Here is a 16,615-nt window from a genome sequence, read left to right as displayed (position 1 = left end):
GCCTGCGTAACCACCGGAGGGACCCGCGTAGGCCGCCATTGGGCTCCATGAACCGCTGCGGCAGCGCTCATTTCGGCCGCGTATCGGTGACGGACTCGGCCAGGCCGGCGCGGAGCCAGGGCAGGAAGAGGTGGCGCAGCGCGGGAAACAGCAAGGGGCGCGGGATGCTCCGGCCACCCCACGCCTGGAGCTTGGCCGTGCGGCCGGGGACGACCGTCGGCCGGCCCGCGAACAGCCCCTCCAGCCCCGCCCGGGCGACCAGGTCGGCGGACATCGCGGAGTAGGAGTCCTCCCGCTCCGGCGTGACGCCGCCGACCTGATAGAACTCGGTGCGCACCGGTCCCGGCGACAGCAGCGTGCAGGTGACCCCCGTACCCTGCAGCTCCACGTGCAGCGCCTCGGCGAAATTGTTCACGAACGCCTTGCTGGCCGCGTACGCGGCGGCGGTGGGTACCGGCTGAACGCCGGCGATGGAGCCGGTCATCAGGATCGAGCCGCTCCGCCGGGCGATCATCGCGGGCAGCACGGCCAAGGTGAGCGCCTGTGCGGCAACCACATTGACCTGCACGAGCGAGCGCTGCGCCCGCGGGTCGCTGTCCGCCACGTCGCCGCAGACGGCCAGGCCCGCGTTGTTGCACAGCACCGCCACCCGTCGCCGGGCCAGATCGTCGCACAGCGCCTCGCGGTGCACGTGGTCGGCGAGGTCGCAGGCAATGGTCTCGACCTTCGTGCCGAACCGGTTGCGGATGCTGGTCGCCAGCGCGTCCAGCCGATCCGCTCGGCGGGCCACGAGAACGGTCGGGAAGCCGCGGGCGGCGAGCTGAGAACTCAGCGCCGCGCCTATTCCCGAGGACGCACCGGTGACCACGGCCCATCCGTCCGTATCGGATACCTCGTGTCGCACCGGCAATATCCGCACCGCACTCCCTACCGAACCGTTTGTTTACGTCGAAAGTACCGCTGCGCGAGGTTTTTCGGTCACCGCGCGGGAATCGTCCGGTAACGGCGGCCCGGCTCCCCGGCGCCCGCGCGAGTTCCCCGGCGGTTACCGGACGGTTTCCGAAAGATGTTGGTGTACAGGGAATTACGAGTATGTTATCGATATCCCATCGCTCGACGGCAGGAGTGCGGCGATGCCTGTCCCGCAACGTCAGACCCTCGACCGGCTACGCGACCTGGCCGCCCTCGGCGACCCGGCCGGCCGGCCGCAACGGCGCATCGACGAGGTGTTCACCGGGGATCCGCTCGCCGAGATCCCGATGGGCGACGCCGAGGACGTCACCGCGGCGTTCGCCGAAGCCCGTGCCGCACAGGGCCGGTGGGCCGAGACGAGCCCGCGCGAGCGCGCCGCCGTCTTCGAACGGTACCGCACGCTGATCCTGGACAACCGGGACTTCCTGATGGACCTGCTGCAGGCCGAGACCGGTAAGTCGCGCGCGGCCGCGAACGAGGAGGTGCTCGGTCTCGCGCTGGCCACGCAGTACTACGCGCGGGTCGCGTCCGGGCTGCTGCGGCCCTACCGGGTCCCGGGACTGTTCCCGATACTCGTCCACACCGTGGTGTACCACCAGCCCAAGGGGGTGGTCGGGTTCATCTCCCCGTGGAACTACCCGATGATCCTGTCCATCGGGGACGCGGTACCGGCGCTGCTCGCGGGCAACGCCGCCGTGATCAAGCCCGACTCCCGGACGCCGTTCTCGCTGCTGGCCAACGCCGAACTGCTCTACCGCGCCGGCCTGCCGCGCGACGTGCTGGCGGTGGTGCCCGGCGAGGGCACCGTCGTCGGCGCCGAAATCGCCGGCAACTGCGACTATTTGATGTTCACCGGGTCCACGGCGACGGGCCGCCTGCTGGCCGAGCAGTGCGCCCGCAGGCTGATCGGCTTCTCCGCCGAACTCGGTGGCAAGAACCCGATGATCGTCGCGGCCGGCGCCGACCTGGACACCGTCGCCCGGGCCGCGTTGCGGGCGTGCTTCGGCAATGCCGGCCAGCTGTGCCTGTCGATGGAGCGGATCTACGTCGAAGCGGCTGTGGCGCAGGAGTTCACCGAGAAGTTCGTCGCCGCGACCGAGTCGATGACGGTCGGCGGAGCCTACGACTTCACGGTGGCGATGGGCAGCATGATCTCCGCCGACCAGCTCGAGCGGGTGGCCAAGCACGTCGCGGATGCGAAATCCAAGGGCGCGAAGGTCCTTACCGGCGGCAACCCGCGACCGGATCTCGGGCCGTTGTTCTACGAGCCGACGGTGCTCACCGGCGTCACCGACGAGATGGAGTGCGCGCGGCAGGAGACCTTCGGGCCGCTCGTCGCCATCTACCCGGTCGATACCGTCGACGAGGCCGTCGCGCGGGCCAACGATTCCGAGTACGGGCTGAATGCCAGCGTCTGGGCCGGCAGCAAGGCACGCGGCAGGCAGATCGCGCGGCGGCTGCGCACCGGGACGGTGAACGTCGACGAGGGCTATGTGCCGGCCTTCGGCAGCATGGGCGCCCCGATGGGCGGCATGCGCGATTCCGGGCTCGGCCGCCGCAACGGAGTCGAGGGGCTGCTCAAGTACACCGAACCGCAGGCGGTGGCGACGACCAGGTTCAAGAACCTGGACACCCCGCCGTTCCTCACCGACGGCCAGTGGCAGCGGTTGATGATTCAGCTGGCCGGGCTGGTCGGCCTGCTACCCGGCCGCGATGTGCCGCCACGGACCCGAAGGCTGTGAGGGAGAAAGGAACTCGAGCCCGGGATCCTGCCGCAGGATCATCTGGTACAGCCGCTGCAGCTCGAGGCCGGGCTCGATGCCCAGGTGCTCGACCAGGGCGCCGCGGGTGCGCTGGAACGCCTTGAGGGCGTCGGCCTGCCGGCCGGATCGATACAGCGCCAACATGTATTGCTTGCAGAAGGTTTCGCGGGTCGGCACCGCCACCGTCAGGATCTCCAGTTCGGGGGTGATCTCCCGATGCCGCCCGCTGGCCAGTTCGGCGTCGAAACAGTTCTCGTAGGCGTTGAGCCGCTCGTCCTCGATGGCGGTCAGCTCGCTCCACAGGATGCCGTTCTCGGCCAGGTCGGCCAGCGGGCGGCCGCGCCAGAGCCCGAGGGCCTGGCGGAATCGGACGCGCGCGTGTTCGGCCGCGCCGGAGGCCAGTTCGTCGGCGGCGATCCGGACCAGCCGGCGAAACAGCATCAGATCGACCGCATCCGGGTCGACCCGCAGCAGATAGCCCGGGGGCTGGGTGAGCAGCGTGGTCTGCGCCGGCCGCTCGTGCTCGGCGAGGACGCGGCGAATCCCCGACACCGCGTTCTGCACGATCTTGCGGGCCGTCGGCGGGTAATCGCCGCTCCACAGCGCCTCGCGCAGCTGACTCGCGGGCACCACCTGGTTGTTGTGCAGTAGGAGGTAGCCGAGGACGGCGCGCCGGGTGACTCCACCCAGCTGGATCTGCGCACCGTCTTCGACGACATCCAATTCACCTAGAACACGGAACTCCACTACCGTCACCTCTCGCCTTGCGCAGCCGTGAGATATGGCTGTACTCGGGTTACAGGGACGTGGCTTCGAGGCGGCCTCATACCGACATCGAATGGTCAACGCACACGATCCGGAAACTGTCCTCACCAAGGACATGTCGTCAGTTGATGGCCCTCTCCCGTCCGGCCCAGAACCTGTCCCGCAGCTCCCGGTGCAGGATCTTTCCGGTGGTATTGCGCGGGATGTAGTCGACGAAGTCGAACTTGCGGGGCAGCTTGAACGGCGCGATCCGGTCGCGCAGGAACGCGGCCAGCTCGCGGCCGGTGACCTCGGCCCCGGCGTGCACGGCCACGAAGGCGTGCACCACCTCGCCCCAGCGCTCGTCGGGCACGCCGATGACGGCGGCCTCGCGCACCGCGGGATGAGCGGTGATGGCGTTCTCCACCTCCGCCGGGTACACGTTCTCGCCGCCGACGATGATCATGTCCTTGATGCGGTCGCACAGGAACAGATATCCGTCGGGGTCCAGCCAGCCGGCGTCGCCGGTGTGCAGCCAGCCGTCGACGAGGGTGTGCGCCGTGACCTCCGGCTTGTTCCAGTAGCCGAGCATCGTCGCCGGGCTGCGCACCAGGATCTCGCCGATCTCGCCCGGCGGCAACGGATCTCCCGCGGTGTCGACGACGGTGATGTCGAATCCGGGGCAGGGGTAACCGGCCGAGCGCAGCCGCGGGTTGCCGGGGGTGTGGTCGGCCGGCGGCAGATAGGTGATCGAACAGCCGGTCTCGGTCATGCCGTAGAACTGGACGAATCCGCAGTCGAACCGTTTCATGCACTCGGCGAGCAGGGTTTCGGGGATCGGGGAGCCGCCGTAGGCCGCCAGACGGAGCCGGGTGAACGCCTCGCCGGTCGCCGCCGGTTCGCCGAGCATCAGCGCGAACATCACCGGCACCGCCACCATGACGGTGATGCGCTGGGCGACTACGAGATCCACGGCCGCGCCCGGCGTGAACTCCGGCAGCAGGACCACGGGCACCCCGGCGAACAGGCCCTGCACCACCCAGGCCAGGCCGGCGATGTGGAAGCTCGGGATGGCGACCAGGAGCCGGTCGTCGTCGCGGACGTCGAACCAGTCCACCTCGGGTGCGAGCAGGCTCTCGCGGGCCGCGTAGATGCTGCGCTGGCCGATCATCACGCCCTTCGCCAGGCCGGTCGTGCCGCTGGTGTACATCTGGATGAGCGGATCGTCCGGTCCGACAGCGATATTCGGATCGGTGGTGGGGTGGCCGTCGAGCCAGTCGGTGAAGCCGCCACCCGGACGGCCGGGAATATCGGTGTGCACCACGTCGATTCGGGTGCCGGCCCGCTCCTGCGCCTGCACCACCACCGATTCGGTCGCGGCATCGACGAACAGCAGACGGCAGCCGGAATCGAGCAGGATGTGGGCGAGTTCGTCGGCGGTGAGCAGCCGATTGACCGGGATCAGCACCGTCGCGGTCTCGGCGGCGGCGATCAGCAACTCGTAGAGGTGCTCGGAGTCCCGGCCGATGTAGGCGATCCGGTCGCCGGCGCCCAGGCCGGCCGCTAGTAGCGCGTTCGCGGCCCGGGCGGACGACTGTTGCAGCGCGGCGTAACCGATCGAACGGTCGCCGCAGACGAGGGCGATATCGTCGGGGCGAGATTCGGCATGTTGCCGGCAGAGTCCGGCGAAATCGACGGGAATTTCAACGGATTCGGCTGCTTTCGGAGAAATCATAACAACCTCTGATCTCCGGCTCGCGACGAATTCGTCGGCGTCGACGTTTTTAATCAGCGAACCAGGGTAAACATCCGTACATTCGGATACGTGTCTTCGATTCTTGACCGCGCAAGTCTAGCGGTCGGCGGGTAATCGGCCGGTAATCGCGCACCCACCGGTTGACCTGGTCGGACGGTTGATTTTTCCTTGTGGCCGGACGATTACCGGTCGATGGGTGGTGCGGTGCGACACGCCCATAGGATTTCATCGCACACCAGATATGCGGGGGCGCGCCGAACGGTGCCGTTACGGATTTCGAACGATACGAGGATGGCAAAATGTCGCATGCAGAACTGTCCGGTGCGGACGAGCATGCCGGGGCCGACGCACCTGATTCCGCGAGCCGCGCCCTCGACCTGTTGCAACACCGATACTTGAGCGAGCGGCAACGGCTGCTGATGGAGATGATCCGGCGTCAGGTGGATGCGGTTCTCGGCGACTTCGCCCCCGAAAACATCGATGTCACAGCGGGTTTCGTCGATCTGGGGCTGGATTCCCGGACCGCCGTCGAATTACGCGACCGGGTGGCGGCCGAGACCGGGATCGCCCTGCCGGCCGCGGTGATCTTCGACCACCCCACCATCGAGGCGCTGGCCGCGCATCTGAGCGAGCCGGCCGGTGCGGAGGCCGAGGCGGCGTCGTCGGCCGCGGCGCACCCGGCCGCGGCGGCGGACGATCCGATCGCGATCGTCGGGATGGCCTGCCGCTTCCCGGGCGGCGTCGCCACCCCCGACGACCTGTGGCGGCTGGTCGCCGAGGGACGCGATGCCATCACGGGGTTCCCGGCGGATCGGGGCTGGCCCCTCGACGATCTCTACGATCCGGAGCCGGGCGTGCCGGGCAAGTCGTATGTCCGAGAGGGCGGATTCCTCGACGGCGCGGCGGAATTCGATGCCGGGTTCTTCGGGATCTCGGCCCGGGAGGCGCTGGCGACGGATCCGCAGCAGCGCATGCTGCTCGAACTCGCCTGGGAGGCCTTCGAGCGGGCCCGGATCGATCCCGCTGCGCTGCGGGGCACGGAGACCGGCGTATTTCTCGGACTCAGCGATATGGGCTATCGCTCGCTGCTGGCCGCGGGCCCGGACCTGGCGGGCGCCGAAAGCTATCTGCTGACCGGGAACATGCCCGCGGTGGCCTCCGGCCGGATCGCCTACTTCCTCGGCTTGCAGGGCCCGGCGGTGACCGTCGATACCGCGTGCTCGTCATCGCTGGTGGCGCTGCATCACGCCGCGCAGTCGCTGCGGTCGGGCGAATGCTCGCTGGCGCTGACGGGCGGTGTGTCCGTGACGATGTCGCCGCTGGGCTACGTATTCTTCTCGGCGCAGCGGGGTTTGGCGTACGACGCGCGCTGCAAGTCCTATGCCGCCGCGGCGGACGGCACCTCGTGGTCGGAGGGCGCGGGAGTTCTGGTGCTGGAACGGCTTTCGGACGCCAGGCGCAACGGCCATCCCGTCGCGGCCGTGGTCCGCGGCTCGGCGACCAACCAGGACGGCGCGTCGAACGGGCTGACGGCGCCGAACGGCCTGTCCCAGCAGCGCGTCATCCGGCAGGCGCTGGCGAACGCCGGATTGTCGGCGTCGGATGTGGATGCCGTGGAGGGCCACGGAACGGGCACGGTACTCGGCGATCCGATCGAGGCGCAGGCACTGCTGGCGACCTACGGGCAGCGACCGGCCGAGCAGCCGTTGCTGCTCGGGTCGATCAAATCCAATATCGGGCACACGCAGTCGGCGGCCGGCGCCGCGGGCCTGATCAAGATGATCCTCGCCATGCGGCACGCGGCGATGCCGCCCACGCTGCACGTCGACACGCCCTCGCCGCACGTGGACTGGTCGGCGGGGCACATCCGCCTGGTGACCGAGTCGCGGCCGTGGCCCGAGCGCGACCGGCCCCGGCGGGCCGGGATCTCCTCGTTCGGCATCAGCGGCACGAATGCGCACGTGATTCTCGAGTACGATCCCGCATGGGCCGAACCCGTTGCCGCCGACGGTGACTCGGTCGAGGGTGCGTTGTCGGTGTGTGTGCTGTCCGCGCGGACCGACGGTGCGCTGCGGGGTCAGGCGGAGCGGTTGCGTGCGGCCTGCGTGGCCGACGACGCGCCGGACGTCGCGAGCATCGCGCTGTCCGCGGCCACGACCCGGACCGGATTCGACCGCCGCGCCGCGCTCGTCGTCGCGGATCGCACGGAACTGGCCGACGGGCTCGCGGCGCTGGCGCAGGGCGCCGGCGCGTCCGGCGCGGTGACGGGACGGGCCGGCTCGGCGCCGAAGGTCGCGATCCTGCTGCCCGGCCAGGGCAGTCAGGCCGCGGGCATGGGAAGGCAACTGTACGAGGCGTATCCGGAGTTCGCCCGGGTCTTCGACGAGCTGTGCGGCGAATTCGACCGGCATCTGGACCACCCGCTGCGCGCGGTGATCTTCGATACCGACGACACCGGCCTGCTGGATCGCACCGACTACACCCAGCCCGCGTTGTTCACCGTCGAGGTCGCGCTGCTGCATCTGCTCCGGTCCTGGGGAGTGGTACCGGATTACCTGCTCGGGCACTCGATCGGCGAACTCGCGGCCGCCCACGCGGGCGGGGTGTTCCCGACGGCGGATGCCGCCGCGGTGGTGGCCGCGCGCGGGCGGCTGATGCAGCGGCTGCGCCCCGGCGCCATGCTGTCGGTGCGGGCCTCCGACGTCGAGGTCGCCGAATCGATCGTCGGGCAGGAATCGACAGTGGCGATCGCGGCCAGCAACGGCCCGAACGCGACGGTCGTCTCCGGTGACGAGGAGGCGGTGACCGCGATCGGAAAATACTGGCGGGCGCGCGGGCGGCGTACCAAGCGGCTGCGGGTGGAGCGGGCTTTTCACTCCCCACATCTGGACGGCATGCTCGACGAGTATCGGCGAGTGGTCGCCGCGGCCGGGCCGCGGTCGTCCGCGATCCCGGTGGTATCCAACGTCACCGGCGAATTCGCGACCACCGAGCAGTTGTGCAGCCCGGACTACTGGGTCGCCCAGGCCCGCCACGCCGTGCTGTTCCGCGACGGCGTGCACACGCTGGCCGACGCCGGAGCGACCCTGTTCCTGGAGGCCGGGCCGGGCGAGGCGCTCGCCGGGATGACCCACGAATGCCTCACCGACGGTGGGCATTCCGTGGCCGCCGCACTGCGTCGCGGACAACCGGAGGTGCGCAGCCTGTTGCGCGCCGTGGCCACCGCCTGGACCACCGGCGCCACCGTGGACTGGGCGGCGATGTACGCGGGGCGCGGGGCGCGGGTGGTGGACCTGCCGACCTACGCCTTCCAGCATCGGCGCTACTGGTCCGGGACCACCGCCGCCCTCCCGGCCGTCGAGCAGCGGCCCGACGGCGCCCCGGACGTCGATCCCGGACAACGGTTCCGGGACGACCTGGCCGCGCTGCCCGAATCCGAACGGCTCGAATTCGCCGCCGGCGTGGTGCGGTCCCAGCTCGCGGAGATCCTGCTCGAGCTGGACGGCGAGATCGCCGGCGAGGCGAACCTGTTCGAGGCCGGCCTGACCTCGCTGTCCATGTTGGAGCTGCGCAGCAGGCTGAATCAGGTTGCCGGGACGTCGATCTCGCTGGAGAGCCTGATCACCCATCCGACGGTGCGCGACGCGGCGCGGTTGCTCACCGGAGTCGAAGAACCCGTGCTGGAAGAGGTTTCGCCATGAGTCAGGCCACCGAGACGATGTTGAGTTTCGAACGCACGGTGCCGTGTTCGCTGGCGCACCGCCGCGCGCTGGGCGAGGTGTTCGTCGCCGACACCTCGACGGACGGATCGGAGGGCTTTCTGGCCGCGATCCAGATCCCGCGCGCGCACTCGCTGTATTTCGACCGGCTGGTGGACTATCACGACCCGCTGTCGACGGTGGAGGCGATCCGCCAGGCGATGATCGTGGTGGGCCACCGGTATCTGAACGTTCCGCAGAACACCCCGGCCAGCCTGCAGCAGCTGGATTTCGAGGTCGAGGATCTCAGTGTCTTCCGCGACACGGGTAACGCACCGCTGGAGGGCATCGTCCGGGCGCACGCCGGGATGTTCGACTCCTTCGGCGACGCCGCGGGAACGTTCTTCGAGGCGCAGCTCACCATCGCCGGTTCGCAGGCGATGACGTTGCGGGGCAGCGGTATTCAGTTCCCCGCTGACACCTACCGGGAGATTCGCGCACTGCAGCAGGACAATCGGCCCGGCGTGGACGCGCCCGCCGAGCCGGTGCAGCGGGTGGCTCCCGAGCAGGTCGGGCGCCGAGATCCGCGCAACGTCGTCGTCGGCACGACCGAACGGGGGTTCTCGCTGGTGATCGATCAGCGGCATCCGTCGTTCTTCGACCACGCCTACGACCACGTGCCCGGTCCGTTGCTGATCGAGGGATACCGGCAGGCGGCGGTCGTGGCCGCGGCCCGCGCCGGGTTCCTCGCCTCGCCCGTCGCCGCCGTGCTCGGCTGCGAAGCCACCTTCTCCGGGTTCGCCGAACTCGGTGCGCCCGTCGAGCTCACCGCCGAGCCCGAGGCAGACCCCGACACCGACGGCGCCCGAGTCGCACTCGGCGTCCATCAGTTCGGCGCCCGCATCGCGGGGTGCCGCATCGAACTAGCGCCGTATCCGGCCGGCGCGTGACAACGACCAGGAGCGACGACATGACCACCTCGACGAACAATGTGACGAGACTCGACAAGACCAGGAAATACGCCGTGGTCGGCGGCGGTGTCGCCGGCATCGCCGCGGCCCACGAGCTGCAGCGGGCCGGGCACAAGGTGGAACTCTTCGAGCGAAACCCGGTGCTGGGCGGGCGATTCGGGGTCGACCACCTCGGTGACCGCCCGGTCATGATGGGCGGCAAGAACATCAGCCGCACCTACACCGAGTTGCGCGCCTTCCTCACCGCCATGGGCGCCGGGGACGACTTCGAGTACTTCGGCGTCAACACGTCCCGGCTGATCGACGGCAAGCTGATCACCTTCGACAGTAAGAACAGCCGATTGGATCTGGTCCGCAAGATCCTCCGGCTCGGTTCGCCGCTGGACCTGCTGAAGCTGGGCATCCTGATGTTGCGGATCAAGCGCGACGACAGCAACCGGTTCCTCGGCGGTGCGACGTTCTCGCGGATCGGGGCCCGACGCGACCACCGCCCGCTCACCTCGTATTTCGGTTCGGCACTGGCGAACAACATGTTCCGGCCGCTGACGGTGCGGCTCAACGGCGCCGAGCCGGACGAGATGTACCTCGGCAACTTCAACGTGAATCTGAGCCTGGCCAGCACCTTCGACCAGCTGACCCACGGCGTTCAGCCCGCGCTCGACGAGTTCTCGAAACACGTTGCGGTGCGGACGGACTCACCTGTGGAATCGCTCGTCGTGCAGGACGGGAAGGTGAGCGGGGTGCGGATCGCGGGCAACGGCAAGGGGCCCGAGCAACTGCCCTACGACGGGGTCGTGGTGGCCACGCCGGCCTACGCCGCGGCCGACATCGTGAAGTCCGAGATGCCCGCGCTGAGCGAGCTGCTGGCCGAGGTGCGGTACTTTCCGGCCGCGGTCGCGGTGATCGAATACGATCGCCCGGTCTTCGGCACGGTGGTGCGCGCGATCGCGCTCGACGGCGGGCGGTGCAGCAATGCCGGCGTCTACGGCGTGAACGACCTGAACATCGTGCGCTACACCTTCAGCGGGCGAGCCGCGCGCCCGATGCCGACCCCGGACGAGCTCGGCGCCTGGGTCGACGAGGCCGAGACACTGATCAAGGGCCTGCTCGGCATCGAGGGTGAGCTGGTCAGGGTACATACGGTGACCCGGATCTGGGATGCCGCCTACTGCGCCTACCTGCCGTTCTACGGCGATTTCCTGTCCAAGGTGCGCACGGAACTGTCCGGCGTGCCGGGCGTCGAACTCGCCGGTGACTACGTCAAGGGAGCGCCGCTCGAGGCCTGTTTCCGGTCCGGCCAGGAAGCGGCGAAACGGTTACTGCGCCGCGGATGAGCCGGCGCCGATCTCGGAGTGTTGAATCAATGACTTCTTATATCGATCTGGTGCGGGCGGGTGCGGACGAACGCGGCGACGACGTGCTGTACACCTTTCTGACCGACGGTGAGTCCGAGGAGCTGACCCTGACCTGGGCGCAGCTGGACCTGCGCGCCCGCGCCATCGCGGGTGAGCTACAGGCCCGCGTCCTGGCCGGGGAGCGCGTGCTGCTGGTCTATCCGGCCGGAATCGACTATGTGGTGGCGTTTTTCGCGTGCCTGTACGCGGGCGCCATCGCGGTGCCCGCCTATCCGCCCGAGCTCAATCGCTCGGTTTCCCAGCTGCACACCATCATTCCGGACGCCGGGATCGAGGTGGCGCTCACCGACCCGGACGTGTACGCCCGCATCGACGCCTTCGTCGGGGTGGAACCCGCCCTGGCGACGCTGTCGTGGATCGTCACGTCACAGGTGCCCGACGGGCGCGCCGCCGACTGGCACCAGCCCGCGGTCACCCGTGACAGCCCGGCCTTCCTGCAATACACGTCCGGCTCGACCTCCGCACCCAAGGGCGTGGTGGTCACCCACGGCAACCTGCTGCACTGCGGTTCGGTGTTCGCGCGGCTCGTCGAGCCGGGTGCGCGGGTGCTGAGCTGGCTGCCGCAGTACCACGACCTCGGACTGTTCTTCGGCCTGCTGCAACCGGTGTACGGGCGGAACCCGATCATCATGATGACGCCGCTGGACTTCCTGCGCCGGCCGGCCCGGTGGGTCCAGGCGATCTCGCGGTATCGGGTGCGGGCCACGGCGGGCCCCAACTTCGCCTACGATCTGTGCGCACGCCGTACCGGTCGGCGGGAGGTGCAGGATCTCGATCTGAGCTGCTGGCAGGTCGCGATCAACGCCGCCGAGCCGGTGCGCGCCGCCACCCTGGACCGCTTCGACAAAACCTTCGCGGTGGCCGGCTTCCGCAGTTCCACCCATCTGAACCTCTACGGACTCGCCGAGGGCCTGGTCCTGACGACCGGTTCGGTGTCCGACGCGCCGCGCGTCGAGCGGTTCGATTCGGCGGCGCTCGGACAGGGCCGCGGGGTGCCTGCGAGCGAGCAGGGCCTCGGGACGACGCTGGTCAGCGCGGGGCGCGCCGTCGACGGGCAGCTCGTCGTGCTGGTCGACCCGGACACCGGCGCCGAATGCGGTCCCGGCCGGGTCGGCGAGATCTGGGTGGCGGGCGACAGCGTCGGAATCGGTTACTGGGGAAGGCTTCTGGAGACCGCCGAAGCCTTCGACGCCTGCACGGCCGACGGCAACGGGCCGTTCCTGCGCACGGGCGATCTCGGATTCACCTATGACGGAGAGCTTTTCGTCACCGGACGCCGCAAGGACGTCATCGTGATCCGCGGGCAGAACACCTATCCGCAGGACATCGAGCGCAGCGCGGAGGAAAGCCACCCGGCGCTGCGGCCGGGATGCGTTGCGGCCGTGGATATCAGTTCGGAGGAGGAGAACGAGGGCGACCGCATCGTGATCGTGCAGGAGGTGCGCCCGGACGCCGGCGACGACCTCGAGGGCGCCGCCGCGGCCGTCCGCCGGGCGATATCCACCGAACATGCCGTCGGCGTGCATGCCGTCGTGCTGATCACGGCCGGCCAGATCCCGAAGACGTCGAGCGGCAAGATCAGGCGTTCCGAAACGCTAAAGATGTTGCAGTCCGGAGCTTTCGAGGTTCAGCACCAGTGGTGGCCGGCTGAACCACCGACCGCCGATCTGAGCGCGGAGGTGATCGAGAGCTGGCTGAAGCGCCGGGTGGCCGAACGGTTCGGCCTGCCCCTCGAGGAGATCGACGTGCGGGCCCCGTTCGCCGAGTTCGGGATGAACTCCGCCGACGCCGTCGAGGTCGCCACCGATCTCGCCGCGTGGCTACGGTTCCCGGTGCCGACGCTGATCATGTGGGACCATCCCACGATCGAGGGGATCGCCGGGCACCTGGCCGCCGCGATCGCTCGCCGCGCCGGCGAATCGGCCCGGGACTGCGCATGAGGAGTGGGGCCGGGCCGATCCTGCGTCGGATCGTGCCCCGGCTGGTGTGGCTCGCGCCGCTCGTCCCGCTGGGTCCTGTGATGCAGGAAGGCGCTGGGACACAACGGTTTCCGTTGTCCGGCGACGCTGGAGGTGGATGAGTACGGGGTATGGCCGCGACGCGGCTAGCCACCCGGGTACGGGTGGTAACCGCCGGGCGGCACCGGCCGGAAGTAGGGAGCGGAGTGTTTTGTCCACAGGGAGACGACGGCGGCCAGGCCCACGATCAGGACGAGGACGCTGAAGATCGTGCTCACGACGCTGGTCGCCGTGCCGAGCAGCCCGGCGCCGACGAGTCCGATCACGAAGAACACGGCGTTGACGGCGAAGAACACCGTTCCGGTGATTCTGGCCCAGTTCTTCCCCGCCCGGCTGGCGAATGCCATCCAGGTCCACAGGGCGGCCGACACCAGGGCGACCGCGACGCCCGATCCGATCCCCACGGCAACGGCCATATTCGCCTGGGAGTCGGTGAGTTCGGGGGCGTCGTCGCGGATCTGATCGCGTATCTGTGTCAGCTGCGTGAATCCGACCGTCGTGCCGAGCAGGGTCAGCACGGCTCCGGCGAGCATGAGGTAGAACGCGACCATCACCGACTGCGGAGTGGGCGGCCTGCTCGGTGGTGCCCAGGGCTGCCCGGGGCCGCCGGGATAGGGGTGCCCGCCGGGATAGGGCTGGTAGGGCTGCCCGGCTGGGTCGGGCTGCTGGTAGATCACTGCTCCCCCTTTCGTGATCCGGCAATTCTATCCGGTACGGCCCGGCGAGCGATGCAATCGCGCCGAGCGAAACCCTCGCGCCCGAGGCGGCGCCGATGGTCTAGTCGAAGGTGCGCCGGGCGCCCGGTTTCCGTGCCCGGCGCCCCGTCGAGGCGCAGGCCGCGCGCGACGCCGGGCGAACGGCGCGCGGTGTTCGAGGTATCCGAGATCGAGCTGGTGAATCATGGCTGAACTGCACGAAATCCCCGCCGACGGTGCCGGTTTGCGCCGCGCCTTCGCGGCCTTCCCCAGCGGCGTCGTCGCGGTGTGCGCCGAGATCGACGGCACGCCGTACGGATTGGCGGTCAGCACGTTCGTTCCGGTGTCGCTGGATCCGCCGCTGGTGTCGTTCTGTGTGCAGAACAGTTCGAACACGTGGCCCCGCCTGGCGGTGGCCAGCCATCTGGGCCTGAGCCTGCTGGGCACCGATCAGCACGCGGCCGCGCGCTCGCTGAGCTCCCGCGACGGCGACCGGTTCCGCGATCTGGCACTGCATCGCGGCGCCGAGCACGCGGTGTTCGTGGACGGCGCCTCGGCCTGGCTCGAGGGCGTGATCGAGACCCAGGTGCCCGCCGGCGACCATCACGTGGTCATCCTGCGGGTGCGGCGCCTGGCCACCCCGACCGGGGTCGACCCACTGGTCTTCCACGGCAGCCGTTTTCGCCGCCTGCATCCGGAGGAGGCCCGCAATGGCGCACGGTGATCCGGGGGATCTCACCTTTCCGCTGCCGCGGCCGGTGCGCATCCTGCTCGGCGAATCGTCCGTGCCGGTGGACGATTCGCCGCGGCGGCGATGGGACTGGGTGAACCTCGACTGGCTCGGCGCGGTGCTCGGGCCCGCGCCGCTGTAGCCGGCATGCCGGGATGTCTCGAATACTGATGAGGGGCAAGACATCTCGGGATGCATCGCTCGCGGAATACGGGCGCATCTCACGCGGGATACGGCGGGCGGAAGCACAGTCGCCGGCGCGGCCCGGGCAGCGGATCGGTATGTGCCGAGATCGCCGCCGCCAGTCCCTGCGCCTGCAGGTCGTGCCGCTGCATGTCCTGGCTGAAGCCGTCGAGGTGAACGAGCGTGTGCCGCACCAGGGTCGGGCCCACGTCCGGCGGATCCGTGCGGGCCCGATAGTACGCCTCCACCGCCCGCGGATCCTCGGTCAGCGCGGCCAGTGCGCCCAGGCGCACCCGCTGCGTGAGACCGTCCCACAGGTCGGCGTCCTCGGCGGTCTCGATCCGGCGCCAGCCGCCGCGATAGTCCAGGTCCCGGATGATGCTGCCGGCCGACTTGCCCAGCCGGGCCTCGCAGACCACCGCCCACAGCGCGCAGAGCCAGCTGAGGGCGTAGAGGATCGGCATCGTGTCCAGCTCGCCGATCTCGTTGTCGGCCCGGGCGTGGGTGCCGAGGTTCGCCCACCGGAACACCAGCTCCTCGGTGTCGACGAGCAGGTCGCCGGGCAGCTCGTCCTCGGCCGGTCGCACGATGCGCACCGCGTAACCCGACTCCAGGTCGTGCAACTCCACCATGTCCGCCTCACCGGTCGGCGTCCAGCGATGCGAATGCCGATCCATCATCGGTGGTCCCCGCTCGGTACGATTGCCACGTGCTCTCGGATTGAGCCATGAATACCGCACTCGCGCAAGCAAAACTGCGGTAATCGGTTCAGGCTATCTCGTGGCGGACAGCGTGTCGGAGGTCGCCAGCAACTTGCTGAACCGGCGGTTCGCGATCCGCATGACGATCTCGTAGGGCAGCGCGAACTTGCGGGTGAACCAGTAGGCGAGGCGGATGTCGAGCGAGGTGTGCACCAGGTAGCGGTTGTGCTCGATGCCCGCGATGATCCGGTCGGCGGCCCGCTCCGGCGCCACCGCATGTCCCTCGAACAGCCCGGTCAGCCGCCGCACCCGGGGGTCGCCGCGGTCCACCCCCACGATCTGCACGGTGTTCACCAGCGGCGTGCGCACCGCGCCCGGCACCACCAGGCTGACGCCGATGCCGTGCCGCTCCAGATCGAACCGCAGCACCTCCGACATCCCGCGCACTCCGAACTTGCTGGCGCTGTAGGCGGCATGCCACGGCAGGCCGAACAGCCCCGCGGCCGAGGACACGTTGACCAGATGCCCGCCGCGCCCGGCCCGCACCATCGGGGGCAGAAAGTTCTCGATGATGTGGATCGGCCCCATCAGATTCACATCGATGACCGATCGCCAGTGCCGATGGCCGAGATTCTCCACGGTGCCCCAGGTGGCGATGCCGGCGATGTTCATGACGACGTCGAGCGCGCCGTATTCGGCGTGCACCCGATCGGCCCACGCCGCGACCGCCTCGTAGTCCGACACGTCGAGTGCCTGCGCCACCGACACGTGCCCGCCGCCGGTCTCTACCAGCCGGACCGTTTCGTTCAGGCCGTCCTCGGCGATATCGGTGAGGACGAGGTGCGCCCCCTTGCGCGCCGCGGCCAGGGCGGTGGCCCGGCCGATGCCGCTGGCCGCGCCGGTGATCAGGCATTTCCGGCCGGTCAGGTCCTTCATGGGTGGATCTCCTAGCAATCGAAGAACAATAGT

Annotated in this window: 13 protein-coding genes; 7 read left to right on the top strand and 6 right to left on the bottom strand. The window is 69.4% G+C overall.

What is annotated here, in order from left to right:
- Nucleotides 1-67: 67 nt before the first annotated feature.
- A complete protein-coding gene (locus D892_RS0110015; protein WP_051499584.1) occupies nucleotides 68-904 on the bottom strand; it encodes an SDR family oxidoreductase in 837 nt (278 codons plus the stop codon).
- A 229-nt stretch (nucleotides 905-1,133) separates the two neighbouring features.
- Between D892_RS0110015 and D892_RS0110010 the strand changes: the two genes are divergently transcribed.
- Nucleotides 1,134-2,714 (top strand): succinic semialdehyde dehydrogenase, encoded by a 1,581-nt coding sequence (locus D892_RS0110010; RefSeq protein ID WP_024801106.1) that lies wholly within the window; start codon nucleotides 1,134-1,136, stop codon nucleotides 2,712-2,714.
- On the opposite strand, the gene D892_RS0110005 is transcribed toward D892_RS0110010, so the two are convergent.
- The gene (locus D892_RS0110005; protein WP_198036869.1) at nucleotides 2,673-3,491 is read right to left on the bottom strand and encodes an AfsR/SARP family transcriptional regulator; all 819 of its coding nucleotides are present in this window, start codon (nucleotides 3,489-3,491) and stop codon (nucleotides 2,673-2,675) included. The two genes, D892_RS0110010 and D892_RS0110005, sit on opposite strands and share 42 nt — an antisense overlap.
- 130 nt (nucleotides 3,492-3,621) lie before the next feature.
- The gene (locus tag D892_RS0110000) at nucleotides 3,622-5,214 is read right to left on the bottom strand and encodes a long-chain-fatty-acid--CoA ligase (protein ID WP_024801104.1); all 1,593 of its coding nucleotides are present in this window, start codon (nucleotides 5,212-5,214) and stop codon (nucleotides 3,622-3,624) included.
- 320 nt (nucleotides 5,215-5,534) lie between these two features.
- On the opposite strand from D892_RS0110000, the gene D892_RS0109995 reads away from it, so the two are divergent.
- The 4 genes from D892_RS0109995 to D892_RS0109980 are packed head-to-tail and all read left to right on the top strand — an operon-like array spanning nucleotide 5,535 to nucleotide 13,259.
- Nucleotides 5,535-8,936: a type I polyketide synthase gene (locus D892_RS0109995; protein WP_024801103.1), complete on the top strand. Its 3,402-nt coding sequence runs from the start codon at nucleotides 5,535-5,537 to the stop codon at nucleotides 8,934-8,936.
- Nucleotides 8,933-9,883 (top strand): AfsA-related hotdog domain-containing protein, encoded by a 951-nt coding sequence (locus D892_RS0109990; RefSeq protein ID WP_024801102.1) that lies wholly within the window; start codon nucleotides 8,933-8,935, stop codon nucleotides 9,881-9,883. Before D892_RS0109995 ends, D892_RS0109990 begins: the two co-directional genes overlap by 4 nt.
- Nucleotides 9,884-9,903: 20 nt before the next feature.
- Complete coding sequence (locus D892_RS0109985) at nucleotides 9,904-11,238, top strand: NAD(P)/FAD-dependent oxidoreductase (protein WP_063630019.1); 1,335 nt, start codon at nucleotides 9,904-9,906, stop codon at nucleotides 11,236-11,238.
- Between the two features lie 29 nt (nucleotides 11,239-11,267).
- Complete coding sequence (locus tag D892_RS0109980; RefSeq protein WP_024801100.1) at nucleotides 11,268-13,259, top strand: AMP-binding protein; 1,992 nt, start codon at nucleotides 11,268-11,270, stop codon at nucleotides 13,257-13,259.
- A 164-nt stretch (nucleotides 13,260-13,423) separates the two neighbouring features.
- Here D892_RS0109980 and D892_RS0109975 read toward each other — a convergent pair whose 3' ends face one another.
- The gene (locus tag D892_RS0109975; RefSeq protein WP_156959442.1) at nucleotides 13,424-14,014 is read right to left on the bottom strand and encodes a hypothetical protein; all 591 of its coding nucleotides are present in this window, start codon (nucleotides 14,012-14,014) and stop codon (nucleotides 13,424-13,426) included.
- 223 nt (nucleotides 14,015-14,237) lie between these two features.
- Here D892_RS0109975 and D892_RS0109965 point away from each other — a divergent pair, with 223 nt between their 5' ends.
- The gene (locus D892_RS0109965; protein ID WP_024801098.1) at nucleotides 14,238-14,756 is read left to right on the top strand and encodes a flavin reductase family protein; all 519 of its coding nucleotides are present in this window, start codon (nucleotides 14,238-14,240) and stop codon (nucleotides 14,754-14,756) included.
- Nucleotides 14,743-14,904 carry a hypothetical protein gene (locus D892_RS46515; RefSeq protein ID WP_156959441.1) on the top strand — a complete coding sequence of 54 codons (162 nt, stop codon included), beginning with the start codon at nucleotides 14,743-14,745 and terminating at the stop codon, nucleotides 14,902-14,904. The genes D892_RS0109965 and D892_RS46515 overlap by 14 nt, the downstream gene beginning before the upstream one ends.
- A 79-nt stretch (nucleotides 14,905-14,983) precedes the next feature.
- Here the strand turns inward: D892_RS46515 and D892_RS0109955 are convergent, their stop codons facing one another.
- Together D892_RS0109955 and D892_RS0109950 are read right to left on the bottom strand one after the other, a co-directional pair.
- On the bottom strand, nucleotides 14,984-15,625 hold the full coding sequence (locus D892_RS0109955; protein ID WP_024801097.1) for a hypothetical protein: 642 nt from the start codon (nucleotides 15,623-15,625) through the stop codon (nucleotides 14,984-14,986).
- Nucleotides 15,626-15,718: 93 nt separating this feature from the next.
- Nucleotides 15,719-16,582, bottom strand: a complete 864-nt coding sequence (locus D892_RS0109950; protein WP_024801096.1) for an SDR family oxidoreductase — start codon at nucleotides 16,580-16,582, stop codon at nucleotides 15,719-15,721.
- Between the last annotated feature and the right edge of the window lie 33 nt (nucleotides 16,583-16,615).

Origin of the sequence: Nocardia sp. BMG51109, assembly GCF_000526215.1 — a bacterium.
Lineage (GTDB): Bacteria > Actinomycetota > Actinomycetes > Mycobacteriales > Mycobacteriaceae > Nocardia.
Note: the sequence above shows the minus strand (reverse complement) of the source record. Positions and strands in the feature narration are given on the sequence as shown.